20 protein-coding genes are annotated in these 25,933 nt (G+C 59.2%); 12 read left to right on the plus strand and 8 right to left on the minus strand.

The features are described 5' to 3' along the window. Positions 1–7 precede the first annotated feature (7 nt). On the plus strand, positions 8–1,921 hold the full coding sequence (locus ACP90_RS04295; protein ID WP_286145736.1) for a DUF1007 family protein: 1,914 nt from the start codon (positions 8–10) through the stop codon (positions 1,919–1,921). On the opposite strand, the gene ACP90_RS04300 is transcribed toward ACP90_RS04295, so the two are convergent. The 3 genes from ACP90_RS04300 to ACP90_RS04310 all read right to left on the minus strand — a co-directional run bounded on the left by ACP90_RS04300 (position 1,922) and on the right by ACP90_RS04310 (position 4,800). After that, positions 1,922–2,680: a gamma-glutamyl-gamma-aminobutyrate hydrolase family protein gene (locus ACP90_RS04300; RefSeq protein WP_062486975.1), complete on the minus strand. Its 759-nt coding sequence runs from the start codon at positions 2,678–2,680 to the stop codon at positions 1,922–1,924. An 82-nt stretch (positions 2,681–2,762) separates the two neighbouring features. Further along, positions 2,763–3,431 carry a response regulator transcription factor gene (locus tag ACP90_RS04305; protein WP_055661261.1) on the minus strand — a complete coding sequence of 223 codons (669 nt, stop codon included), beginning with the start codon at positions 3,429–3,431 and terminating at the stop codon, positions 2,763–2,765. Between the two features lie 7 nt (positions 3,432–3,438). Further along, positions 3,439–4,800 (minus strand): cache domain-containing protein, encoded by a 1,362-nt coding sequence (locus tag ACP90_RS04310; RefSeq protein ID WP_055661157.1) that lies wholly within the window; start codon positions 4,798–4,800, stop codon positions 3,439–3,441. 189 nt (positions 4,801–4,989) lie between these two features. On the opposite strand from ACP90_RS04310, the gene ACP90_RS04315 reads away from it, so the two are divergent. The 3 genes from ACP90_RS04315 to ACP90_RS04325 all read left to right on the plus strand — a co-directional run bounded on the left by ACP90_RS04315 (position 4,990) and on the right by ACP90_RS04325 (position 9,813). Beyond that, entirely contained in the window at positions 4,990–6,090 is a 1,101-nt protein-coding gene (locus ACP90_RS04315; RefSeq protein WP_023003619.1) for a TRAP transporter substrate-binding protein, read from the plus strand. 75 nt (positions 6,091–6,165) lie between these two features. After that, positions 6,166–7,125, plus strand: coding sequence for a TRAP transporter small permease subunit (locus ACP90_RS04320; RefSeq protein WP_062486977.1), 960 nt, complete (start codon positions 6,166–6,168; stop codon positions 7,123–7,125). A 21-nt stretch (positions 7,126–7,146) separates the two neighbouring features. Next, positions 7,147–9,813 (plus strand): TRAP transporter large permease subunit, encoded by a 2,667-nt coding sequence (locus ACP90_RS04325; protein ID WP_023003615.1) that lies wholly within the window; start codon positions 7,147–7,149, stop codon positions 9,811–9,813. Between the two features lie 80 nt (positions 9,814–9,893). Here the strand turns inward: ACP90_RS04325 and ACP90_RS04330 are convergent, their stop codons facing one another. The 3 genes from ACP90_RS04330 to ACP90_RS04340 form a co-directional block, all read right to left on the minus strand. Beyond that, the gene (locus tag ACP90_RS04330) at positions 9,894–10,583 is read right to left on the minus strand and encodes a hypothetical protein (RefSeq protein ID WP_062486979.1); all 690 of its coding nucleotides are present in this window, start codon (positions 10,581–10,583) and stop codon (positions 9,894–9,896) included. Next, on the minus strand, positions 10,580–11,302 hold the full coding sequence (locus tag ACP90_RS04335) for a response regulator transcription factor (RefSeq protein WP_062486981.1): 723 nt from the start codon (positions 11,300–11,302) through the stop codon (positions 10,580–10,582). The genes ACP90_RS04330 and ACP90_RS04335 overlap by 4 nt, the downstream gene beginning before the upstream one ends. A gap of 152 nt (positions 11,303–11,454) precedes the next feature. Then, positions 11,455–13,425 carry a PAS-domain containing protein gene (locus tag ACP90_RS04340; protein ID WP_062486983.1) on the minus strand — a complete coding sequence of 657 codons (1,971 nt, stop codon included), beginning with the start codon at positions 13,423–13,425 and terminating at the stop codon, positions 11,455–11,457. Positions 13,426–13,593: 168 nt separating this feature from the next. Between ACP90_RS04340 and ACP90_RS04345 the strand changes: the two genes are divergently transcribed. Further along, the gene (locus tag ACP90_RS04345) at positions 13,594–15,507 is read left to right on the plus strand and encodes a S8 family peptidase (RefSeq protein ID WP_208993453.1); all 1,914 of its coding nucleotides are present in this window, start codon (positions 13,594–13,596) and stop codon (positions 15,505–15,507) included. Between the two features lie 33 nt (positions 15,508–15,540). Here ACP90_RS04345 and ACP90_RS04350 read toward each other — a convergent pair whose 3' ends face one another. Together ACP90_RS04350 and ACP90_RS04355 are read right to left on the minus strand one after the other, a co-directional pair. Then, on the minus strand, positions 15,541–15,801 hold the full coding sequence (locus ACP90_RS04350; RefSeq protein ID WP_139314245.1) for a hypothetical protein: 261 nt from the start codon (positions 15,799–15,801) through the stop codon (positions 15,541–15,543). A 56-nt stretch (positions 15,802–15,857) separates the two neighbouring features. Then, a complete protein-coding gene (locus ACP90_RS04355) occupies positions 15,858–16,280 on the minus strand; it encodes a MucR family transcriptional regulator (protein ID WP_023003602.1) in 423 nt (140 codons plus the stop codon). Positions 16,281–17,008: 728 nt separating this feature from the next. Between ACP90_RS04355 and ACP90_RS04360 the strand changes: the two genes are divergently transcribed. From ACP90_RS04360 to ACP90_RS04390, 7 genes are all read left to right on the plus strand, one after another. Further along, on the plus strand, positions 17,009–18,139 hold the full coding sequence (locus ACP90_RS04360) for a porin (RefSeq protein ID WP_023003600.1): 1,131 nt from the start codon (positions 17,009–17,011) through the stop codon (positions 18,137–18,139). Positions 18,140–18,377: 238 nt separating this feature from the next. Beyond that, on the plus strand, positions 18,378–19,406 hold the full coding sequence (locus tag ACP90_RS04365; RefSeq protein ID WP_023003596.1) for a LacI family DNA-binding transcriptional regulator: 1,029 nt from the start codon (positions 18,378–18,380) through the stop codon (positions 19,404–19,406). A gap of 222 nt (positions 19,407–19,628) precedes the next feature. Then, entirely contained in the window at positions 19,629–21,614 is a 1,986-nt protein-coding gene (locus tag ACP90_RS04370; RefSeq protein ID WP_062486989.1) for an AMP-binding protein, read from the plus strand. Further along, positions 21,611–22,438, plus strand: a complete 828-nt coding sequence (locus ACP90_RS04375) for an ABC transporter ATP-binding protein (protein WP_023003592.1) — start codon at positions 21,611–21,613, stop codon at positions 22,436–22,438. Before ACP90_RS04370 ends, ACP90_RS04375 begins: the two co-directional genes overlap by 4 nt. 12 nt (positions 22,439–22,450) lie before the next feature. Further along, entirely contained in the window at positions 22,451–23,404 is a 954-nt protein-coding gene (locus ACP90_RS04380; RefSeq protein ID WP_023003590.1) for a branched-chain amino acid ABC transporter permease, read from the plus strand. Between the two features lie 13 nt (positions 23,405–23,417). Beyond that, entirely contained in the window at positions 23,418–24,494 is a 1,077-nt protein-coding gene (locus ACP90_RS04385) for a branched-chain amino acid ABC transporter permease (protein WP_023003588.1), read from the plus strand. A 104-nt stretch (positions 24,495–24,598) separates the two neighbouring features. Further along, a complete protein-coding gene (locus ACP90_RS04390) occupies positions 24,599–25,930 on the plus strand; it encodes an ABC transporter substrate-binding protein (RefSeq protein WP_031270547.1) in 1,332 nt (443 codons plus the stop codon). The last annotated feature ends 3 nt before the right edge of the window (positions 25,931–25,933 follow it).

A 25,933-nucleotide genomic window follows, 5' to 3' on the forward strand; every position in this document is an offset into this window, starting at 1 on the left:
TCAGTGGGTGATCCCGTTGCGCTTGCTTTCCACCTTTCGAGCCAAGGTTCTTCCTGCGGCCTCTCGCCGTTTCCTGTTGGGTCTGGGTTTTCTGTTGGCTGCTCTTGCCGGAGCCAGTGCGCACCCGCATGTCTTTGTCGAGGCACGAAGCAAGCTGGTTTTCGACGATGCCGGACAGGCGATTGCGCTTCAGCACGTGTTTCGTTTCGATGATGCGTTTTCCGCTTTCGCCATCCAGGGTTTCGACAAGGATGGCGACGGTCACTATTCCCGTGAAGAGCTGAGTGAACTGGCGAAGGTCAACGTGGAGAGCATGGCCGATTACGGCTATTTCACGTTCGGTGACAACAGCCGGGTCGAATTCGATTTCGATGACCCGACGGATTACTGGCTGGAAGTGGTCAAGGTTCCCCTCAAGGACTACTGGGTGATGAAGCCCGAGGACTTCGAGGCCATGGAGGAAGATGTCCGCATGAATGGCGGCTCCATGCCGGAGGATGTGAACCTGCTGGAACTGCATTTCACGTTGCCGTTCAAACAACCCAGCGATACCGAGAGCCTGATCACGCTCGACGTTTACGATCCGACCTATTACGTCGATTTCCGCTTTGGTGCGGGGGACGATGCGCTGGGAACGGAAAACGCACCGGGCACTTGCCGTGTGAGCCGCAAGGAACCGCCGCCGCTGGATGATGCCGAAGCCTATGCGCTTGCACAGATCGGTGCAGACCAGCGTGACCTGCCGCCCGAGCTTCAGTCCGCTGCCGCCTCGCAGGTCAATCAGATGCTGGTTGCCTGTGGTGATGCAATAGCCGCCGCGAGCTCCTCTTCCGGAACTTCGGAAGCCGCAACGCCCGAAACAACGTCCACGGACACTGCTGCCAGCTCGCCCGCCGATGCTGCCGCCGCAATTACGGCTGCACTCGATACGGCGAAGGCTTCAGAAGAAGCGGTTGCCGCGCCGAAGGCGGGTTTCCTCGATACGGTTTTCGGGACAATTGCAGTCAAGCAGAAGGAATTCTACCAGGCGCTGGTCGCCAGTCTCAGGGCCTTTCGCAACAATCCGCATGCGGCCTGGCTGCTGATGGGGCTTTCCTTCGCGTATGGCATCTTCCATGCCGCAGGGCCTGGGCATGGTAAGGCCATCATCACGTCCTATGTGGTTGCCAACAACGAGACCCTTCGCAAGGGTATTTATCTCTCCTTTGCCTCGGCGTTCGCACAGGCGGTGACCGCGATCCTGCTGGTTGGCGGTCTGGCCGTCGTTTTCAATCTCACCAGCATCGCGATACAGGATACGGCGCGGTGGTTCGAGATCGGATCCTATGTGCTGATCACCGGTCTGGGCGGCTGGCTGTTGTGGCAGAAAGCCCTTCGTCCGCTGGCCATGAATGTGGCGTCCCGTCTGTCAGGCTCGCAACTCGCGCTCGCGGGCGCTTCGGCGGCCGGTCATCACGGTCATGGCCACAGTCACGATGGCCACCATCATCATGGTCACGGTCATCACCACCATGACCATCACGAGATCGGTGCAGATGGCGTGTGCACCACATGCGGTCATGCCCATGCCCCGACGCCGGACATGCTTCAGGGCAAGATCACCCTTGCCCGGGCCGTGTCGATCATTTTTGCAGTTGGTCTTCGGCCCTGTACCGGTGCGCTGGTGGTGCTGGTCTTTGCTCTTTCGCAAGGCATGATCGCAGCCGGCATCGCTTCCACCCTGGCGATGGCGGTTGGCACCGGCATAACCGTCTCGCTGCTTGCAGGCATGGCAGTCGGGGCCAAGGAACTTGCCGTGCGGCTTTTCGGCGAAGGCAGTCCGATGGCGGTGAAGGTTCACCGGACGATTGAAATCGTCGGGGCAGCCATCGTCTTCCTGCTGGGGCTCACGCTGCTGATCGCAACGCTCGGCTGGGGTTGATTACAAACCCAGGCGTTTGACGCGATAGGCCCGGACGGCATCACCGAAAGCGGCAAACAGCTTCTTCGACGGGCCGTCCGTCGACACCCAGTATTCCGGGTGCCACTGTGTCGCGAGGACGTAGCCGGCACTATCCTTGACGGAGGCCGCTTCGATGGTCCCGTCTTCGGCTTCCGCTTCCGTGATCATGCCATTGCCCAGCCTGCCGACAGCCTGGCGGTGGAGCGAATTCACCTCGAAAGGCTCGTTGCCGACAACGGCCGCAAGACAGCTGCCTTCGGCGACTTCCACCGGATGGGCAATCCGGAAACGTTCGTCCTGCCGTTCTGATGTCGGCGCGCGGTGATCGGCGCGACCTTCAAGGGACTGGATCTCGGTCAGCAGCGTACCGCCAAGGGCAACATTCAATTCCTGCATGCCGCGGCAGATGGCAAAGACGGGAATGCCGCGTTCGACGGCGCGCTTGAGCAGCGGCAGTGTCGTGGAATCGCGGGACGGATCGTATGGACCGTTCTCTTCCGTCGGCACTTCGCCATAAAGTTCCGGATTGACGTTGGACCGGGAGCCGGTCGCCAAAACGCCGTCGACCTGCTCCAGAGCCGCATCCAGATCCAGATCCGCCCCCAGGGACGGCAGGATCATCGGGATGGCATCGGAGCCTTTCAGCACGGCCTGCAGATAGGTTGAGGTCGCGGCGTGCCAGTTGTAGCCCTCGATGGTTTTCACATCGGCGGTTACCAGGACGAGTGGTTTGGTCATTTCATGCCTGTCAGATGGGAGATCCATGTCTCCGGAAGTGTTTGGCCAGGGTGTGGACCCAAACAGATTTAGCCGAGCCGGATCAGTCCAGCAATCCCAGATCCTGCGCGACCTTGTAGAGCTGAGCGGCATTCTTGTTGCCGACCTTTTCCCGCAAGTTCAGGCGGTGGGATTCGACAGTGCGTACGCTGATGCCCAGTTCCTTGGCGACTTCCTTGTTGGGCTGGCCTTTGGCAATGGCTGTCAGCACCTGGCGCTCCCGATCGGTCAGCCCGTATGGGTCTTCCACCGGTGCGGATGTGCCGGCACCAACCAGCGTCGGGCCGACCGCGGAGGAGAAATAGTACCCGCCATTGGCAACACTGGTGATCGCAGTAATCATCTCGGCTGCGGAGATATCCTTCAGGATGTAGCCGCGGGCACCTGCCTGGACGACGCCGCGCACATACTCCGGGTTGTCGTAGACCGACAGGATCAGCACCGCGATTTCAGGCAGCGTCTTGCGCATCTGTGTCGCCGCTTCCAGCCCGTTCATGACCGGCATGGAGACATCCATCAGGAGAACGTCTGGACGCAGGTCACGGGCGAGAGTCAGGGCATCGCGGCCGTTTGTCGCTTCACCGACCACTTCCAGGTCGGCCACCTTTTGCAGCCGGGCCCGGATACCGTCCCGAACCAGCTCATGGTCGTCTGCCAGAAGAACGCGGATGGGCCTGGTAAATGACCGGGGTGAAGGTGAATGCACTGTCATCTTTGCATCATGCCGCTTTTGCCGCCGCATTGTCGAGCGGCATCTGGACTTTAATACGGGTTCCGCCGGAAGCTCGTCTGCTCAGGGTTAACCGGCCGCCGTAGGTCTCGATCCGCTCGCGCATGTTGCGGAAGCCGAGGCCGCCGGATTTCGGCAGCGGGCGGGGGAGGCCGACACCGTTGTCTTCCACCGAGAGCACAAGCTGCTGCATGCCGACCTTGAGGGAAATCGCGACCTCGCTGGCGTGGGAATGGCGCGCTACATTGGTCATGCATTCCTGAACCACACGGTAGAGGGCGGTCTTGGCACCTTCCGACAAGCGGGCGTGGCATTGCTCCGCCTGAACGTTGACGGTGATGCCCGACTGGTTCTGGAACTCCTTGCCGAGACTGCCGAGCGCCGCCGCAAGGCCCATGTCATCAAGGACACTGGGTCTGAGATCTCGCGATATCCGCCGGACCTCGGCAATGGTTCCATCCAGTGTCTTGAGGCATTTGGCTGCCTGCACCTGAAGATCCGGATCCCGGTTGGCCTCGCTATGGATCATTTCAACGCCATAGCGCACGGACACCAGAAGTTGGGAAATACTGTCATGCAGTTCGGTGGAAACGCGTTTGCGCTCCTGTTCCTGCACCTGGAAGATCCTGTTGGTCAGTTCCTTCAGCTTGGTGTCCGCAAAGCGCTGTTCGGAGAAACGCACACCGGCGATGAGGAAACCCGCAATGACGATGGCCGCAAGCGTGATCATGAAGGTGACGAACAGTGTCTGGCGGATGGAGCGGGCAAAGTCGGTGCGGATCGCGGTGACCTCGCGGGCGATGTCATCGGTGTAAAGGCCGGTGCCAAGCATCCAGCCCCACTTGTCGAGCAGGATTGCGTAGCCGAGCTTTTCCTCGACCGTGCCTGTCGAGGGCTTGTGCCAGACATACTGGTGGAAGCCGCCGCCGTTCTGGGCCGCCTCGATCAGGTTGCGGATGACGTAGTCGCCGTTGTCATCCTGGAGCTGCCACCAGTTTCCCCCCACCAGGTGCGGCAGCTTGGGATGGACGAGGTTGGTGCCGTCGAGCGTGTAAACGAAGAAATAGCCGTCGTAGTCGAAGGTCAGATGCTGCAGGATCATCTTGACCTTTTCCTGCGCCGCTTCGCGACCTCCCGGTTCTTCCTTGTAGATCTGCTCGATCGAGGTGAGAGCAAGACTGACGTAGTTCCGGATTTCCTGGCGCTTGGAGGACAGGATGCGCTGTTCCACTGCCTGGGTCTGCGTGTTGATCAGTTCCCGAGACTGATAGTACGTGGCCGCACCGATGAGTACGGAGACGGCGATCAATGGCAGGATCGTGATGAGCAGCAATTTGGTCTTGAAGGTCACGAATTTTGCTCTCTTGTTGCGCGAACATGCGGCAAACGATTATCTCTCTTGCGTGGTTCTCGGTAGTATTACTGAGAAGCTGCGCAGAACCACGAATAGCGCTTCAGACACTCGGTCAACTAGACATACCTCGAGATCGGTGCAAGTGTGTACCCGGTCCGAAATCGGGTCCGATTAGGGAGGAAACTAATGGATCGTCGTTCGTTTATCAAAAAGGCTGGTATTGGTGCCGGCGGTGTTGCCGCTGGATCCTTGCTGGCTGCTCCGGCAATTGCGCAGGGCACCAAGGAAATGGTCATCGTGTCCACATGGCCGCGCGACTTTCCGGGTCTCGGTATTCCGGCACAGCGCCTCGCAGCCCGTATTGCAGAGCTGACCGCAGGCCGCCTCAACGTTCAGTATTTCGCCGCTGGCGAACGCGTTGGTGCCTTTGACTCCTTCGACGAAGTCGCTTCCGGTAACGCGCAGGCCTATATCGGCGCCGATTACTACTGGAAAGGCAAGCATCCGGGCTGGGCAGCATTCACTGCCGTGCCGTTCGGTCTGACCCAGGCTGAAATGGACGCCTGGATCAAGTACGGCGGCGGCCAGGAACTGTGGGATGAGCTGGCTGGTGAATTCGGCCTGAAGAACTTCGCCATGGGCAACACCGGTGTCCAGATGGGCGGCTGGTTCAACAAGGAAATCGAAACCGCTGACGACCTGAAGGGTCTGAAGATGCGTATTCCGGGTCAGGGCGGCGACGTCATGGCGAAACTCGGCGCGTCTCCGGTTTCCCTGCCGGGTGGCCAGATCTACGAAAACCTTGTTTCCGGCGCGATCGATGCGACCGAGTGGGTTGGTCCGTTCAACGACTACTTCATGAAGTTCTATGAAGCTGCCAAGTACTACTACTACCCGGGCATGCACGAGCCGGGCGCCATGCTTGCTCTGGGCATGAACAAGGCATTCTGGGATGGCCTCGACAAGGTCGATCAGCAGATCATCGTTGCAGCGTGTGCGGAAGAAAACTCCAACACGATGGCTGAAACCAACGCCAACAACGGTAAGTACCTGACCCGCCTGATCAACGAGCACGGCGTTGAGCTGCGTGAATTCTCTGACGAGATCTACGACAGCTTCGGTGAAGCCGCTCAGGAAGTTCTGGAAGAAGCGATGGATCATTCCCCGCTGTCCAAGAAGATCTTCGAGAGCGTCATCAACGCACGTCAGGAAATCGGCAGCTACATGGCGATCGCCGACATTGCCTACAGCAACAAGCGTAACCGTTACCTCGGCATTCCGAAGTAATCGGTTGAGCAAATAAAAGGGGCGGGAGAAATCCCGTCCCTTCTTCTTAGACAAAGATAAAAAGGCACAGCCACGATGACGGCCTTGGACAATGTTCAAGACGGCTCGCCTGTTATGAATTCCGGTGGTAAAGCCTCGCCGGAGAGCGCCCGCTTCTTCCGCCTGTGCGGCTGGATCGTATTGGCGATCATGACGGCGTTTCTGCTCAACAACTACCTGACCTATTGGCAAGACCTACCAGGCATTGCGCCCATCTTCGGCGGCGCGGCCAATGGATCCATGCCGATTCTCTGGTCCTGGTTGCAATTGGCGCTCTATGCGGCGTTTGTCCTGTTGGCCTTCGGCTATGTGCGGACGAACGGAAACACGCTGCGTGAAGACAGCGTCCGGATCACCAACATCAACGCCTATCTCATCAGGGCCTGCTTCTTCGCGGTGCTGATCGTCGGGTTGGTCGACAGCGCGATCTCGTTCCTGCGCATCGAGGGCTTTCTGCCCGATGTCGTCGGGCAGGCGCTTGCCGACGATCTCGGCAAATCGCAGTTCCGGGGCCCTTATGTGCACATGCCGCTGATCGCGCTTTCATTCGTGATCGGCCGTTTCGTCTTCTCCTACGAGCAGGCCTTCCTCGCCGATCTCGTGCGGTTCTGGTACGCGGCGCTGTTCCTGTTCGCCAGTGCCTACACGCTGCTTGAAGAAGGGCATGTTCGGGTCGACATCTTCTATGCGGGCCTGTCCTCGAGAGCCAAGGGCATCGTCAACGCGGTCGGTTCCGTTGTGCTCGGCATCAGCCTTTGTACCGTCATCCTGGTCATCGGCATGGGCGGCAAGCAGAACATCATCAACAGCCCGATCCTGACCTATGAGACCACGCAGGCCGGTTTCGGTCTTTACGTGAAATATCTCATGGCGGGTTTCCTGGGCGTGTTCGCCGTTTCCATGATGATCCAGTTCGTGGCCTATTTCCTGGACGCGGTTGCCGATATTCGCGGCGAACCGGGTGGCCGGGATCATGACAGCCACACTGTTCAATAGAGCCTGACGAGACCGCTTGATATGGAACTTTTCTTCCTTCTTCTCCTGGTCGTCCTGATGGCGATTGCGCTTGGGTCGGGTTTCCCCGTCGCCTTCGCGCTCCCCGGATCGGCCATCCTGACCATCGGCATCGCTGCCGGATCGGGCTACCTGTTTGCCGGCGACCCCGGCGCGTATTTCTCTCACGGTGGCCCAAGCCAGTGGCTCAGCGCGGGGGTGACGAACTTCCGTGGCATCTACTGGGAGGCCGAGCGAGATACGCTCATAGCCATTCCGCTGTTCGTCTTCATGGGCATCATGCTTCAACGATCCAAGATCGCTGAAGACCTGCTGGTGACGATGGCACGGCTGTTCGGCCCGGTGCCGGGTGGTCTCGGTATCTCCGTGGTGTTCGTGGGGGCTCTTCTGGCAGCCACCACGGGCATCGTCGGCGCAACCGTTGTCGCCATGGGCCTGATCTCGCTGCCGGCCATGCTGCGCAACAAGTATTCGGTGCCGCTGGCAACGGGAACGATTGCCGCTTCCGGGACACTGGGACAGATCATTCCGCCGTCGATCGTTCTGATCATTCTGGCCGACCAGCTTGCCAGCGCGGTCGATCAGGCCGGTTCGCTGCGCCAGACACTTTACAAGGCGAGCACCGGCGAGCTGTCGATGCCGTCGGACTACTCCGTCGTGTCGACCAGTGCCGGCGAAATGTTCCTGGGTGCCTTCCTGCCGGGTCTTGTCCTGGTTGGCCTCTACATGCTGTTCATTCTGGGTTTCGCGCTGTTGAATCCGAAGTCGGCACCGGCAGTCCATGAAGAAGGCACCTTCACGCGTGCGTTCGCAGGCAAGGTGGTCCTGACCCTGGTGCCGCCGCTGGCCCTGATCTTCCTGGTGCTTGGTTCGATCATCGCCGGTGTCGCTACCGTTAACCAGGCTGGCGCCATCGGTGCCGTCGGTGCGATGGTCATGGCCGGTTATCGCCTTCGTGACGGCAAGCGCGGAGCCTACAGCCCGGCGATCCTGGCTATTCTGGCCTTGCTGGGGCTGGCCGTGGTTGTCAGTTTCTTCGGCTCGGTCAACATCAAGCTGATCCAGACCAGCGACGATGTTCTCGCCCTGGTGCTGGCTATCATCGCTGTTTCGCTGCTGCTGATCGCGGTCCTTTGGTCCGGTTGGCGTACGCTGAAGTTCGAAGACACCATGCGCGGAGTGATGGTGGAAACCGCCAAGACCACCGCGCTTGTGTTCATCATTCTTCTCGGCGCTGCCATGCTGACTTCTGCCTTCCGTGCCTTCGGCGGGGAAGAGCTGGTCAAGAACTTCCTGCAAGGCCTGCCGGGCGGGTTCTGGGCTCAGTTCCTGATCGTGATGCTCGTGATCTTCATCCTCGGCTTCTTCCTCGATTTCATCGAGATCGCCGTCGTGGTGGTGCCGATCGTTGCACCGATCCTGCTTGCCGATCCTGAAGCAAACGTCACCGCCGTGTGGCTTGGCGTGATGATCGGTCTCAACATCCAGACCTCGTTCCTGACACCGCCCTTCGGCTTCGCGCTGTTCTATCTGCGCGGCGTTGCACCGGCCGTGGTCAAGACGCTGGACATGTACAAGGGCGTGGTTGCGTTCATCTGCCTGCAGTTGCTGGCACTCGGCATCGTCGGGCTCTATCCGCAGCTTGTGAACTATCTGCCGAACCGCTCGTCGCTGCTGTCCGAGACAGCTCCTCCGCCAAAGAACCCGCGTCTGCAGTACTGCATGGAGACCCTCATCTACGAGGACTTCCAGCAGAACGGCGACAAGATCCTGTCGGCAATCCAGTCGGTCGAATCCATCGACATGAGCTATCTGCCGGAAGATCTGCGCGATGATGTCATGGACGGTCTGGAAAAGGCGAAGGAAGCCATGCCGCAGATGGAAGCGATCCATCAGGCTGAAGCTGAAGTAGCAGCAGCGGCAGGGGCCTACAAGCCGGTGCACACACAGGTTCGTGCCATCGAACGCGATGCCCGCCGTCTTGATGACCGGATCGCCGACCTTCAGGTCATCGTTGACCGGTCGGGAGAAACCGGCATCTACACGGCTGCACAAGGTGAACGTGCGCAGGCTCGCATCGACGAGCTGAAAGCCCGGCATGAAGCCCTGATGGCTCAGATCCCGTCCGATTGGCAGGATACCTACACAACCTTCGCCAAGATCCAGAAGGCAGAGGATGTGGCCAGGATGACCTATCGTCGGACTGTCGATCAGGCTTACGAGCCGATCGCGGAGCTGAAGGCGATCCTCAACGGTGCTGATCTTGTTGCAAGCTTCAAACCGGAACTCGAAGCCCTGAAGGCCGAAGTGCCGACGCTTGAGCCGGAAGCGGCCGAAGAAGCGATTTCGGCTATGCGTTCACGGGTTGGAGATGCGGAAGGCACGAGCGATATCCGTGATGGCCTGAACGAAGCCCGCAAGATCATGCGCAGCCGTCAGCCGAACGCAGAAGAAGCTGTTGCTGAAATCGACAAGTCGATTGCCGCTCTGGATGCGGATCTTGCCTGGCGCCGCAAAGGGGCCGAGGAAATCCTGCCGCAGCTGGAAACCTTCGATGACACCGTGGCAGCCAATATCGGTGTGAGAGCCCAGAACCGTTTGCCAACGGATATGGCTCTGGATGTTGCCGGATGTCTGTCCGGGCATCGGGATATTTCCCTGAGCTTCTGATCTTCAGAAGCTTTCCAAGATGCAAAAAGGGCTGTCCCGGTGGACAGCCCTTTTTTATTGTCTGATTGGCCTTGCGGAAGTCAGGCGAAGCGCTGCCAGGCGGACATGAAAATACCGGCGGCTTCGGGCGCTTCAACAATTCGGCCATGACACATGACGATCCGTTTCACGGGCCAGCTGCCAACGGCTTCCTGAAAGGGGACGATGCCGGATTTGTCGCGGATCGCGTAGCGGTGATAGAAGGCCACGCCCGGCGCGCCGTAGCAACCGATTGCCCTGAAGAACAGTTTTTCGGTGAAATTGTGTTCCGGTTGGTAGTTATAGAGCAGGTCAGCCGTTACCAGTGTGCCCGAACGCCGGTGAAAGAGAACCGTTTCGTTCAAGTCGTGCCCGCTCAGTGTTGCATGCTCGATTTCTCCATCAGCCACGACTGTTTTGTCAGTGACAATTTCCGAGTTCGCGATCTTGCCGATCTTCCGTTCAAGCCCTTTGGGAACAAGTACACGGGCATTGGGAAAATGGTCCTGTGCGGCGTGCAAATACATGTGATGGAACAGGTTCGGCGCAAAGAGCACCGCGATCTCGCCAAGGCTGCGGAGGGCGTTCCTGACATCCTTGTCCAGTGCCACCGGAGAGTGGAGCACCAGTCCGGCAGCGGTTTCCAGAACGGTCATGCGAAGGCTGCCCTTGCAGCCGAGCCTGGTAAAGGTGGTATCGAGCGTCCAGAGCCCTTCGTCGAGTTTTCGGAGTTCCTGTGCGGAGTTGCTCATGACCACTTCACATCACAGGCCAGCATGTAGCCGGAACCGTAGATGGTGCGAATGTGGGCGGGCTCGTTCTTGCGGTTGAGCTTCTTGCGGATGCGCGAAATACGCACGTCGATGGACCTGTCGAGGCTCTCGTCACGGCCGCCATGTTCAAGCAGGTAGTCTCGCGACAGCACGCGCTTCGGGGCTCTCAGCAGAGCTTCCAGCAACGTGGCCTCTCCGGTGGACAGAAAAGTTTCCTCGCCTTCCGGAGAGGTCAGGCAATGGGAGGCGGGCTGGTAGGTCCAGCCTTCGAACCGGGCGCAGTCGATGCTGGCCTTCACCGGTGCCTGGTCGGACGAGCGACGCAGAATGGAGCGGATGCGCGCAACCACTTCGCGCGGGTCAAACGGTTTGACCACGTAATCATCCGCGCCAAGTTCCAGCCCCATGACACGGTCGGTGGAATGTCCGCGCGCCGACAGAACGATGATCGGCACTGATGACCGGCGTCTGATCTCGTTGATGAGTGCCATGCCCTCCATATCAGGCAGGCCGAGATCGACGATGCAGGCATCCGGTGTTTCCAGGCCGAGTGCGATCAGCATCTGTGAGGCCGTGGAAAAGACCTTGCCTTCCATCTCGAACTGGAGAAGGGCATCCAGCAGCAAGTTGCCGATTTCCGGTTCGTCGTCGACGATGAAAACCGTGCGTTTGGTTGCCTGGAGGGAGCGTGTCTGCAAGGCGCGTTCCTGTGTCCTAGATCAAGGGTTACTGATTTCGATCCGTCTGTGGGATCGTTTGAGCGGAAAAGCCTGGCAACTGAGACCGGCAAGTTGGAAAGGGGCTCGGGACCAGAACTGATGGGTCAATCGCAATACTCTTTGCATAACCTTCAGGCCGGATCTGGTGTGGGGCTGAGAATCTTTTGCAGGGTGTCTGCAAGTTGAGCATCTGCGAAGGGTTTCGCCAAGACCGGAAATTCGCAGGCGCATTCCTGTCCTGCAAGGTCGGACCAGTCGGCGTAACCGGACATCAGTGCAATGCCCAGATCTTGACGCTTCTGCTGGATCTCGCGCGCGAGCGCCAGACCATTGATCTGCCCCGGCATGATGATGTCACTCAACATTCCTCGCAATTCGGGAAGGTCAAGCGCCAGGCTCCGGGCGTCTTCCGCGTTTTCGGCTCTCAGCACCGCGTATCCGAGGTTCTGCAACTGGTCCGTCACCGTGTTGGCAACGTCCGGGTCATCCTCCACCAGAAGCAGAAGTTCACCCTGACCCGGTTTCAAGGGGAGCGTTTCGCCCTCGTCCGCGTCCCGGCCAGTGGTTGGCGTGATACGCTTATAGGGCAGATAAAGGGTCAGATAGGTGCCGACACCCAGGGCACTGGAGATGTGGATCGCGCCGCCTGACTGGCGAATGAAACCATAGACCATGGACAGGCCGAGCCCGCTGCCCGTGCCGAAGTTCTTGGTGGTGAAAAAGGGTTCGAAGACACGCAGTTGCGTGTCCGGATCCATGCCGCCGCCAGTGTCGCCTACGGTAATACGCGCAAACCTGCCGGATGGAATGCCCAGGTCTTCGGCTTCTCGGGTGTCCAACTCGCATGCATCCAAAGTGATGGTCAGCGTGCCGCCTTCCGGCATCGCATCGCGTGCGTTGAAGGCCAGGTTGATCAGCGCTGTTTCCATCTGCGTCGGGTCGATGCAGGCGCCGATTTCCTTGTCCTGAGCGGTAATCGTCACGTCTACCGAAGGCGGCAGGGAACCTTCCAGCAACCGGCCGGCACTGGCGATGACCTTGGCAAGCGACACATTCTGGGGATCGATCGCCTTGCCACGGCTGAAGGCAAGCAGGCGCTGGATCAGATCCGAGCCGCGCTTGGTCGCTTCGAGCATCGGTGACAGCTTGCTGTCGAGGGTTTCCCGGTCGAGCGGCGTTTCCATACGCCCGAGAGACAGAAGATTGCCCATCAGGATCGCAAGCAGGTTGTTGAAGTCGTGGGCGAGCCCGCCGGTAAGTTTGCCGACGGCATCCATGCGCTGGGACTGCACAAGCGCTGCTTCCGCCTGCTTCTGGTCCGTGGCGTCGAGCGACAGCACAAAAATGCCCAGGGTCCTGCCGTCCTTGGTCATGTCCGGAATGAGGGTCGAGCGCATGTAGGCGGTACTGCCGTCCGAACGATTGCGCTGATATTCGTAGCTGACGGCATTGCCTTCAAAGGAGCGGTTGATATGAGGCTCCAGCTCCTTGAACAGCTCCTCGCCAACCACTTCCGGTGCCGGCCGTCCCGCGATCGAGGCAACCGAGTGGCCGAACCAGTCGGCGTAGCGGCGGTTGGCGAAGCGGAAGACGGGGCCGGGAGACAGATAGGCAATCAGGGCAGGGATGTTGTCCGTCACCAGGCGGAGCCAGTCTTCCGACTGCTGCAGTGCCCGTGTGCGCTCTTCCACCGTTCGTTCCAGCTTTTCCTGCCGGCGACGATCCTCGGTGACGTCCGAATAGGTTGTGACGAACCCGCCCTTCGGCAGTGGGGTGCCTGAAACGGCGATCACCTGGCCATTTGGACGGATGCGTTCGAAATAATGCGGTTCGAACAGCTTGGCCCGTTCCAGCCGGCGCTGGATCTTGCCTTCGATATCGCCGGGGCCATATTCGCCGCGCTCGGCGTTGACACGCAGGAACGCTTCCAGATGCGTGCCACGACGAGCCAGTTCCTGAGGAAAATCAAGCATTTCCCAAAGGCCTCGATTCCACGCGACAAGTCTGAGATCGGCGTCGAAGGCCGAAAAGCCCTGATTGATGTGGTCAAGCGCGGCCTGCATCAGATCGAGCTGCGTCTTGAGCTGTTGTGTCTCCTCCATGGGGTGAGAGTAAGCCCGAAAAGCAGGTTTGACCATTCATCCGAGAAGAGAATGGCAGTCCTTGCCGACAAGACCCGACGGGGGGCACGTGCAGGCCGAAAAACTTCGCCTTTCATGATATGCTGGCCAAGTATTTTTGACTTTGTTTTTCCTGCGATGGAGGGATCCATGCAATTAAAGAAACTTGATCCGAGGCTGCGCCGGTATGCGGCCGAGGCAGAACTGAAATCATTTGACGACGAAACCGCCCTCGACACCTTTCCGTCCGCTCCCGCGTCCCTGGAGAGCACTTCTGCCGGGTCGCCGCCGCTTGGGGAGGTCCGGCGCGTTCTGGTCGAACTGCAGGCGGATCAACCGCCCGCGGCCTTTGCTGACTTTCATTGGGTACATGTGGCCGGGAAAATCTATTCCGTCTCGCTTCCGATGAACAGGCTGGTGGAGCTGCATGCGCATCCGTCGGTGGAGACTGTCGAAGCCGGACGGCGCTGGTTTCCGATGCTCGAAACCTCCCTTGCCGAAACCAGGGCGAACACGGTCCATCAGGGCAGTACCGGCGTCCCGGGCCGCACAGGGGCCGGTGTTCTGGTGGGCATCATCGATTACGGAATGGATTTCACGCTCGACGATTTCCGCAAGGCGGACGGCACCACAAGGCTGGCGTTTCTCTGGGACCAGCGCCTCGACGCCCGTCCGGGCGAGAGCGCGCCGGACGATTTCGCCTATGGCGTGGAGTATGGGGCCGACCAGATTGACCAGGCGCTGAATGCGTCTGATCCGTTCAGTGTTGTCCGGCACAGGCCGGATCCGGCTTCGCACGGCACACATGTTGCGGGAATCGCGGCAGGCAACGGCAGATCGCACGATTCCGACTTCGCAGAAGGAGCGCATCTTGGAGCAGCGCCCGAAGCCACGCTGATTTTTGTTCAGCCGGATACGCGCGACGGGTCCGGCACATTTACCGATTCCAGCCACGTGGTCGATGCAGTTGCCTACATCATGAACAAGGCGGATGCGCTCGACATGCCCTGTGTCATCAACATGAGCCTCGGGCAGAATGGCGGTAGCCACGATGGGGAGAGCCTTGTCGAAAGGGCGATCGACCGTCTGCTGGAGCCTCTGGGGCGGGCGTTCGTGAGCGCGGCGGGAAATGAACATGTCTGGCATGGGCATGCCGCCGGAAACATCAAGACGGGCGAAAGCCGGGAACTGCGCTGGAAAACGGGTGGTGGCATGCCTTTGCCCGATGGAACCATCACCCAGACCGGAACGGACAGGACGTCGAGCGAGCTGGAGATCTGGTATTCGAGTGTCGACAGGTTTGCGGTGACACTGACAGCACCGGATGGAACACAGTACGGACCGGTGACCCCTGGTAAATCCCTGCTTCAGGACGAGGTCTTTATCGATTCGGAGCGCTTTTCGAGCTTGAACGGACAAGCGCGGATCTACATGCAACTGGAAGCACCATTCGGGCTCGGGATGCTGAGGTCCGGTGTCTGGACCTTGAAACTGGAGGCACTGGAAGGAGAAAACGGCCGGTTCGACGCCTGGATCGAGCGTGATCTGCGTGATCGGGACAACAATTATGCCGATCAGTCTTTCTTCCAGGGCGGCGATTTCGACCCTGTCCGCACGCTCGGCACTCCGGCAACAACACGCAGGGCAATTGCGGTTGCCAATTACAGCCACTATTCACTTTCGCCGGCGGCTTCCTCCAGCCGCGGGCCCACACGCGACAATCGGAACAAGCCAGAGGTTGCCGCGCCTGGAACAAATATTGTTGCGTCCTGCGCGCAAGGCGGGCGGAACAACGGCAACGGCGGGGTCCACCCGATGCGTGTGCTGAAATCCGGCACCAGCATGGCTGCCCCGCATGTTGCCGGTATCGTTGCCTTGCTGTTTCAGGAAGCGCGTTCCTTGTCGGCGCCCCAGATCGCAAACATCCTGATGGCGACATCGGATAATCCGGACGGCATACCGGGGTTCGATGTTGCCTGGGGCTTTGGCCGGGTGAACGCGGCGCGTGCTCTGCGGCTGCTGCGCGATCCCGATCAGCCCGGACGCACCGATGCGGTGATTTGAGCCTTCTGATGTGAAAAACAGGATGCGGCGTCGTTAGCGCCGCATCGCACCGCCGACCTGGATATAGGTGACAGCGGTATCCTCAGCGAGCGAGTTGAGGTTTTCTGCGGTGACGAGCAACGTCATCAGGTGGCTTTGAGGGCTCCAGGACAACAATTCAGGGGCGCCCGCGCTGGTGGTACGCAAAGTCAGATCGTCCGGGGTCTTGCCCGGTGCAAGTTCGACCATAGCCTTCATTTGCGCCGAGGGATCATTTCTCATGATCGCCTTGCGCGCCTGCGGGCTGAGTTTCATCTGCCTGAAGTCCATACCTGGAATATAGCACTGCGCTGCCGGTCTTCAAAACCGGGTTAGCGTTTCCGATGCCCCAGTTTTGCGGCCTTGGCCATCTCGGCCCGTTTTTGCGCGTAGTTCGGTGCAACCATCGGGTAATCCGCACTCAGGCCCCATTTGCGACGATACTCGGCGGGGGTCAGGTTGAACTTCGTCTTCAGGTGGCGTGTCAGAAACTTGAATTTCTTGCCGTCCTCGAGACAGACGATGAACTCCGGAGTGACCGAGTGCTTTATTGGCACAGCCGGCACGAGGGGAGCCCTGAATACGGTCGGGGTGTTGTTGGTCGCGGTTTCCAGGGCAACGTGGACATCCAGAATCAACTCGATCAGATCCTGCTGCGGGACCGGGTTGTTCGTCACGTAGTTGGAAACAATTCCCGCGGTGAGCGCCATCAGGTTCGGCGAATCGAAGCTCTCGCCTTCTTCTGGTTCAGCCATGGGAGTTCCTTTTCCGAAATTGGGGACTGGAGAGGGCCGTGGGCGGGGCGGTGCCGGGCGCGCAGGCAAACCGTGCCAAATAGATTTGTTTTACGACTTCGCTTTTCAAGTAGCGATCACGTTTTTATCAAATAAAAAAATGTATGAGGAAATTTCGCCGATTTGGGAAACCGGAGAGTTTTCCATTGGCGCAATCTCAACTGTAGTTCTCAAGAAATACTGGACTAAAAATTCTGGTTGTTCCAAAAACCGCTGAAATCTGCAGGAAAAATAGACAAAATCGAAAATGCTATTTCTTCTCTATAGAAAAACTTGCTTTTCAAAACTGTAAACTGAACAGTGTAGTCATGAAATTCGCATCTGCAGCAAAAGCAAATGTAAGAAAAACAGCATAAATAAACACAAAGTATTTAAAGTAGTGCAAGGGCGGGGGATATGGGGATGCGGTTTCGGGAGTTCAAGGGCAAAAATGAAAAAGTGAAAAATTGTAAAAAATGTTGGATTATCAATGTGTTGCAAAAATATGACTCCAAATGCCAATGTGCGCCAGAGAAAAATTCTGGCTTGAATTCCGGCGTCGGAACTGGCTTTTTGATGCGGAGACGGCCAACGGGGTGCAAGTAAACGCTTGTTGTTGGTAGTCTAAAGGTTAGTTTGAAGGGGTCGCGTTAAAGTATTCGAATCCGTTCCTTCAGCCTTCCGACTGAATTTGAAACTGGAGTAATGTAATGAAACTCAAGAGTTTGATGCTCGGCGCGGCCGCAGCTGCTGCTGCAACCACCGCCCAGGCGGCTGACCTTCCGGTCGCTCCGGAGCCGGTCGACTATGTTCGCGTTTGTGACGCATACGGCGCGCGCTTCTACTACATCCCGGGCACAGAAACCTGCCTCCGCGTTGGCGGCCGTGTTCGTACCCAGGTTGTCGTCAACAACGTTCTGGAAGACGGTGCCTTCAGTGACCGTGATTCCGACGGCTACTCCTGGCTGTCTCGCGGCTACCTGTACCTGGACGCTCGCACGGCTACCGAATTCGGTACCCTGCGCACCTACGTGTCCATCTACTCCACCGTGACCAACGGCGAAAACAGCACCACGCTGGAAAACGCCTACATCCAGTGGGGCGGTCTGACAGCTGGTCGTCTGACCTCGAACTTCGACATCTTCACCGGTCAGGCCTTTGTCGGTGTCGTGGATCGTGACTGGTCCGACGTAACGTCCAACCAGATTGCCTACACCGCTGCTTTCGGCAACGGCTTCTCCGCGACCATCGCTCTGGAAGACCGTTCCGATCGTGAATATGGTGATTACGGCGGGACCCGTGCTCCGGACTTCGTTGCCGCTCTCGGCGTTTCCCAGGGCTGGGGTTCTGCACAGCTGTCCGGTGCTCTGCACCAGGTTTACCCGGATGCAGCTGCCAACCGCACCAACAATGGTGGTGAAGACTCCCTGGGTTGGGCAGTCGGTGGTGGTGCTGCCATCAACCTGCCGATGCTCAACTCCGGTTCGAACATCTTCTTCCAGGGCTTCTACGCTGATGGCGCACTGTCCTACATCACCACGTATGACGGCGTAGCCGACTACAACGGCGACGACACCTCCACCGGTTACTCGCTGTCTGCTGGTGCCTACATCCAGGCAACTTCCACGATCGGCCTCGCGCTTGACGGTTCCTATGCCGACATCGATGCCGCAACTGGCCTGAACGACGTAACCCGTTACGCAATCGACGGTTCGGTTCAGTGGGAGCCGGTCTCCGGCTTCGTCATGGGTGCAGACGTTGGTTATGCAAACACCGACATCGACACCCAGGGTGACCAGGACGAACTCCTCTTCGGTGTTCGTATGCAGCGCACCTTCTAATCTTACGGTTAGACTCTGACTGACTAAAAATGACCTCCAGTCAGTCAATCGGCCCGGCAGACTCCAAACTGCCGGGCCTCCCCCGTTTTAGGGCACCCGCAGTCGCCAAGAGGAAAAGCGCCGTGTCTGCTGTGCTGTGGTTTCCGCGGCAACACCGAGCCGGTGCGACTGAAAATTCTTTGCCTCTCCAATTGAAAAGACGTGCGACGCCAGAATGTTCTCGGCTAACATTCGCGGAATGCCAAAGTCTGAATACAAAAAGAAAAATCCGACGGTTCAGGACGTCGCCCGCGCTGCCAATGTGTCGACGGCAACTGTCAGCCGCGTGTTGACGACACCCGACAGGGTATCCGCGGAAACCCGGCGCCGCGTGTCGGAAGCGGTCGAAAAGACCGGCTACGTCCTCAATCATGCCGCGCGCAATCTTCGCCGCCGGGACACGGGAACGATCGTTGCGCTCGTTCCGGACATCGGCAATTCCCACTTTTCGAACATTCTCCAGGGCATTGAAACGGTCTGCGCGGAAAGACAGCTGAAAGTGCTGATTGCCGACACGCGCAAGCCGTCCATGTCGCATTCGAGCCTGAGTGACTATTTCAGCAAGAACAATTGCGACGGGATCGTTATCCTGGACGGGCATTTCTCGATTTCCCGAATCAGATCTTCCAATCCCAAGTCCCCGCCCATCGTGCTGGCCGGCGAATGGAGCGACGATCCGGCGGTGCCAATTGCCGTTGTCGACAATCTGATGGGGGCGGATCTGGCAGTGTCGCACCTCCTCGAACTGAAGCACTCGAATATCGGCCACGTAACGGGCCTCCTGTCGCACAAGCCGGGACGGGACCGGCTCGACGGATTCCGGGCCACGTTGGGCGGTGCGGGTCTCGATCCGGCCAGTGCCTGGATCTTCGAGGGGGACTACACGCTGGAAGCCGGCGTCAGGGCCGCAAAGGCATGGCTGGACCTGCCGAACCGTCCGACCGCCGTCTTTTGTGCCAGCGACCGGTCCGCCTTCGGCTTCATTTCATTCCTGAGCGAAGCCGGCATCCGTGTGCCGCAAGATGTTTCGGTTGTGGGGTTTGACGACATCGACATTGCCGGCCATTTCGTGCCGCCACTGACAACAATCCACCAGCCTCGCCGGGCAGTTGGCGAGCAGGCTGCGAAACTGTTGCTCAACCTGCTGGGTGGTGCAAAGCCGGACAACGGCAGCGTTCAACTGGAGCCCTGGCTGGTGGTTCGCAAGAGTGCAGTTGAGCTGGTCTAGGCATCAGCCATTCGCACATGCAACGCAAATGAAACAATTCGACACGATTGAAACATATTGCTGAAAATCCGCCGTCCTAGCCTGATTTTCAACGGGTTGGGACAGCGTCCTTCTTCGCCTTTAACAATTTACCGGTTGAAGGTTCGGTCGGCACGGCGTTTCATAGCCCCACAGGAAACGACCCTGGAAAACCGGGGCGCCTTCTAAAGGGAAGAAACATCTATGGTAGGGTCGGCCAGCGCTACATCGCGCGGGGAGGACACCTTTCCGAAGATTCTCATGCGCAACGCGCAAGTCTTCGGAGACCGGACGGCGTTCCGGGAAAAGGATTTCGGGATCTGGCAAAGCTGGACCTGGTCCGAGGTGTGTGAAGAAATCCGCGCATTCTCCATCGGATTGAAATCTCTGGGCCTGAAGGCTGGAGACAAGATCGCCATCGTCGGTGCGAACCGTCCAAGGCTCTACTGGGCGATGGTTGCCGCCCAGGCACTCGGGGCCGTTCCGGTGCCCGTCTATTCGGACAGTGTCGCCGAGGAAATGGCCTTCGTGCTCGGCCATGCCGAAGTCACCTTCGCGGTGGTCGAGGATCAGGAGCAGGTCGACAAGCTCCTGTCGATGGCGGACGAGGTAAAGTCGCTCACCGAGATCATCTATGATGAAGTGCGCGGCCTGCGCGACTACGATCATACCCACCTGCATGGCTATTCCTCGGTACAGGAAAAGGGACGCGAGCTGCTAGCGGCAACGCCGTCCCTGGCAGCCGAGTGGGAAGCCGGATTCCGCGACGCCAAGGGCTCTGACATTGCGGTGATGCTGTACACCTCCGGCACCACCGGGAGACCGAAGGGCGTGATGCTGTCCTTCGACAATCTGGTCATTTCGGCGCGCAACGGCAACAAGTTCGATCATCTGGACGAGACCGAAGAAGTGCTCGCCTACCTGCCGATGGCCTGGATCGGCGACCACGTGTTCTCCCTGGCGCAGGCTTTCACGGCGGCCTATTGCGTCAACTGTCCGGAAAGCATGGACACGATCGACGTGGACCGGCTTGAAATCGCGCCGACCTATTTCTTCGCACCGCCGCGCGTTTTCGAGAACATGCTGACCCGCATCATGGTGCGCATGGAAGATGCGGGGAAAACCAAGCGTGCAATCTTCGACTATTTCATGGAAGTCGCCCGCAACGTGGGCGAGAAGATCCTGAATGGCGAAACGGTCGGCCTGAAGGACCGGATGCTTTACGCCCTCGGCGAGTTCTGCGTCTACGGACCTCTCAAGAACCGCATGGGTCTCACCCGAATGAAAGTCGGCTACACGGCCGGTGAAGCCATCGGGCCAGAGATCTTCCGCTTCTTCCGCTCGCTCGGCCTCAACCTCAAGCAGCTCTACGGCCAGACCGAAGCCAGCGTCTACATAACGCTGCAGCCGGATGGCGAGATCTACGGCGATACGGTCGGCAAACCTGCTCCCGATGTCGAGCTCAAGATCGCCGACAGCGGTGAAGTGATGTACCGCTCGCCGGGTGTCTTCGTCGGCTATTTCAAGAATGACGAGGCTACCGCCAGCACCAAGACGCCGGACGGCTGGGTGCATACGGGTGATGCCGGCATCATTGCCGAGAACGGCCACCTGAAGATCATCGACCGCGCCAAGGATGTGGGCAAGCTCAATGACGGGGCACTGTTCGCGCCGAAATACATCGAGAACAAGCTGAAGTTCTTCCCGAACATCAAGGAGGCGGTCGCCTTCGGTCACGAGAAGGACATGGTGGGGGTTTTCATCAACATCGATCTGACCGCGGTCGGCTCCTGGGCGGAACGCAACAACGTCAACTATGCCTCCTACCAGGAACTTGCCGCGCATCCAGATGTCTACGGCATGATCGAAAGCCATGTCGATCAGGTGAACCGGGACCTTGCCCGCGAACCGATGATGGCGGGTGCGCAGATCAAGCGGTTCCTGATCCTGCACAAGGAGCTGGACGCGGATGACGGCGAGCTCACCCGCACGCAGAAGGTTCGCCGGAGCTTCATCGCCGAACGCTATGGTCCACTCATCGACGCGCTTTACGACGGATCCACCTCCAAGCATGTGCGTACGGAAGTAACCTTTGAAGATGGCCGCAAGGGCGCAATCGAAGCCACCGTCGAGATCCGCGACATGTCCACCCATGACGCCGGAGCGGGCGTACAGGAGGCCGCCGAATGAACGCGATCGTTTCCGACAAGACACTGTCGCCGAATGGTGCGCAGGAACCGGCAGAGCGCGAGGTGCTGCTGCGGGTCGATAACGTGTCGCTGTCCTTCGGCGGCGTGAAGGCGATCACCGACATTTCGTTCGACATCCAGAAGGGCGAGATCCGCGCGATCATCGGTCCGAACGGGGCCGGCAAGACGTCGATGCTCAACGTCATCAACGGATTTTATCATCCGCAGGAAGGCACGATCACCTGGCAGGGCCAGGTGCGCCGCAAGATGAAGCCTTACGAGGCTGCCAGCCAGGGGATTGCCCGGACCTTCCAGAACGTGGCGCTTTTCAAGGGCATGACAACGCTGGACAACATCATGTCCGGCAGAACCCTGAAGATGCACAAGAACTTCTTCTGGCAACTTCTGTGGCGCGGCCCCGCGGAGCGCGAGGAAATCGAACATCGGCGCAAGGTCGAGGACATCATCGATTTCCTTGAAATTCAGGCAATCCGCAAGACACCTGTCGGGCGCTTGCCCTACGGGCTGCAAAAGCGAGTCGAGCTTGGCCGCGCGCTGGCGATGGAGCCGGACCTGTTGCTGCTCGATGAGCCGATGGCCGGTATGAACCTTGAAGAAAAAGAAGACATGAGCCGGTTCATCATCGACGTGAATCAGGAATTCGGCACGACGATCGCCCTGATCGAACATGACATGGGTGTCGTCATGGATCTCTCCGACCGGGTGGTCGTGCTCGACTACGGCAAGAAGATCGCCGACGGGCCACCGGAGGAAGTGCAGGCCAGCCAGGCCGTTATCGACGCTTATCTCGGTGTGAGCCACTAGGAGGGACGAACCATGCTCTACGACATTTTTATCGATCCCTTCGTACAGATGTACCAGATGCCGGATTTCTTCCTGCAGGTCCTGTGGGAAGGTTTCGTTGCCGGAATTCTGTATGCGCTGATCGCGCTGGGTTTCGTGCTGATCTTCAAGGCCTCCGGCGTGTTCAACTTCGCCCAGGGCATCATGGTGGTGTTCGCCGGCCTGACGCTGGTGGGCCTCAACGAAAACGGTGTGCCTGCCTATCTGGCACTGATCCTGACCATCGGCGTGATGGGGGTTCTGGCATACGGAGTGGAACGGGTGGTCATGAGACCCCTGGTCAACCAGCCGGAAATCATCCTTCTGATGGCGACTATCGGCCTGACGTATTTCCTCGTTGGCTTCGGTGAATTCGTCTTCGGCGGCGAGCCCAAGCAGATGATTACCGAGCAACTGGGGCTTCCAACCGGCTCGACCGCGTTCGAATTCGGTGACCGGGGTCTCGTGATCCTGCAGCATATCGATATTGCCGCAGCCGTGATCGCGGTGGTGATGGTGACGGCGCTCGGCATCTTCTTCAACAAGACGCGGATCGGCCGGGCCTTGCGGGCCGTTGCTGACGACCACCAGGCTGCCCTTTCCGTCGGTATCTCTCTCAACCAGATCTGGGCGATCGTCTGGTTCGCGGCGGGCCTCGTGGCCCTGGCGACCGGCATCATGTGGGGGGCGCGGTCCGACGTGTCCTTCGCGCTGGAAATCGTAGCGTTCAAGGCGTTGCCGGTGCTGATCCTCGGCGGCTTCACGTCGATCCCGGGTGCCATTGTCGGCGGCCTGATCATCGGCTTCGGCGAGAAGATCGGCGAACTGTACTGGGGTGGTCTTGTGGGGGGCGGTATTGAATCCTGGCTCGCCTATATCATCGCCCTGATCTTCCTTCTGTTCCGGCCACAAGGCCTCTTCGGCGAACGTATCATCGAGCGGATCTAGGGATATCTGACCCATGTTTTATCGCGAAGCTGGCCAATTCAAGACGAGCTACAAGGCGGATCAGGCGCTGTTCCCGATCCTCCAGGACCGCGTCGGCCTGGCCGTCATTCTCATCACGGCGTTTGCAGTCATTCCGGCCCTTGCAAACGACTTCTTCCTGACCTCCATCATGATCCCGTTCCTGGTGTTTTCGCTGGCGGCGATCGGGCTGAACATCCTGACCGGGTTCTGCGGACAGTTGTCCCTGGGAACCGGTGCGTTCATGGGGGTCGGTGCCTATGCCGCCTACAAGCTGACGTCGATCTTTCCCGATGCCAATGTCATCGTGATGGTTCTGGTATCCGGCGTGTTCTCGGCTGCCATCGGTGCGGTCTTCGGACTGCCGAGCCTGCGCATCAAGGGGCTTTACCTGGCGGTGACAACGCTCGCCGCGCAGTTCTTCCTGGAATGGTGCTTCATCCGTATTCCATGGCTCTACAACTACAACGCCTCCGGCGCGATCGAAGTGCCGCGCCGCGAAGTTTTCGGCATCATCGCCACGGGGGCGGAAGCAACGCCGCTGGCACGCTACTTCATCGTTCTCGGTATCACGGTGCTGATCGCCTTCCTGATGGCGAACGTCCTGCGCGGCCGGATCGGCAGATCCTGGATGATGATCCGCGACATGGACATTGCGGCTGAACTCATAGGCGTTCGCCCGCTGCAGACCAAGCTGATGGCCTTTGCCGTGTCGTCCTACATCTGCGGCGTGGCCGGTGCGATGATGGTGTTCTTCTGGCTGAATGCCGCCGAGCCGTCGTCCTACTCCATCCGGTTGTCCTTCCAGGTACTGTTCATGGTGATCCTGGGCGGCCTGGGCAGCCTCGGCGGAGCCTTCATGGGAGCCGCCTTCATCTGGATCCTGCCTGTTGTTCTGAAATTCGTACCCGGCCTCCTCGGCATCGACCTGGCCGCGGAGACCGTGGAGCACGCGACCTTCATGATCGTTGGCGCTCTCATCATTTTCTTCCTGATCGTCGAACCGCACGGCTTTGCGCGGCTCTGGCAGATCGCGAAGCAGAAGCTCAGGGTCTGGCCGTTCCCTTACTAGGGGCTGCCAGCCTTTTCGCCCGCCATCCGGACATGGACCGATCCGGTGAGGAATGGCGCAACCGGTCCGGCGGTATTCATTTCGATGCCGCGTGGGAGGAGAATATGAAAAGCATTAAGCAATTTGCGCTGGGAACCGCTGTTGCGCTCGGGGTCGGTCTCTCCGGCGCCATGACGACCGCGGTCCAGGCACAAGATACCAACTATGTGCCGCTCCTGACTTACCGGACCGGGCCTTACGCCGGCTCCGGCATCCATATCGCCAACGGCATGCATGACTACCTGCAGATGCTGAACGAGCGCGATGGCGGCATCGGCGGCGTCAAGCTGGCGCTGGAAGAGTGTGAAACCGGTTACAACGCCCAGAAAGGCGTCGAGTGCTACGAAGCCACCAAGGGCAAGGGCGCGCTGGTCTACAACCCCTATTCCACCGGTATCACGCTTCAGCTGATCCCCAAGGCCGGTGTCGACAAGATCCCGGTTCTTTCGATGGGCTACGGCCTGTCGGCTGCCGCTGTCGGTTCCACGTTCCCGTGGATCTTCAACGTGCCGGACACCTATTGGGACGGCGCTTCCGTGGTCATCAAGTACATCGGTGAGCAGGAAGGCGGTCTTGAGAACCTCAAGGGCAAGAAGATCGGTTACATCTTCCTTGACGCCGGTTACGGTCGCGAGCCCCTGCCGCTTTTGGAGCAGCTGGCCGAAAAATACGGCTTCGAACTGCTGCAGTACCCGGTTCCGGGTGCGGAAATGCAGAACCAGTCCTCACAGTGGCTCAACGTACGCCGCGACCGTCCGGACTACATGATCATGTGGGGGTGGGGTGCGATGAACCCGACCGCCGTCAAGGAAGCCGTCAAGATCCGCTTCCCGATGGACAAGTTCATCGGTGTGTGGTGGTCCGCAGGTGACGACGATGCTGCCGCCGGCGGTGAAGGTGCCAAGGGCTACAAGGCACTGAACTTCTCCGGTGTCGGCGCCGACTTCCCGGCTCTCGATGACATCAAGAAACACGTCATCGATACAGGCAAGTCCTCCACCGATGCGGAGACGATCGGCAGCACGCTCTATAACCGCGGCGTCCTGAACTCTGTCATCATCGCGGAAGGCATTCGCAGCGCCCAGCAACTGACCGGCAAGACGGTCATCACAGGCGAAGACATGCGTCTTGGTCTCGAGGCTCTCAACCTGGACGAGGCTCGTCTGGCCGAGCTCGGCCTGAAAGGCTTCGCCCATCCGATGAAAGTGACCTGCGATGACCATGCCGGCAGCCATCCGGTGTTCATCCAGGAGTGGGACGGCAAGAAGTGGCGTCAGGCTTCTGACTGGATCGAGCCGATGACCGATGTGGTCCGTCCGCTGCTGGAAGCAGCCGCTGCGGAATACGCAGAAAAGAATGCGCCGTGGCCGGCGCGCACCGAACCCTGCCCGAACTGATAG

It is taken from the genome of Labrenzia sp. CP4, assembly GCF_001579905.1.
Taxonomy (GTDB): Bacteria; Pseudomonadota; Alphaproteobacteria; order Rhizobiales; family Stappiaceae; genus Roseibium; species Roseibium algicola.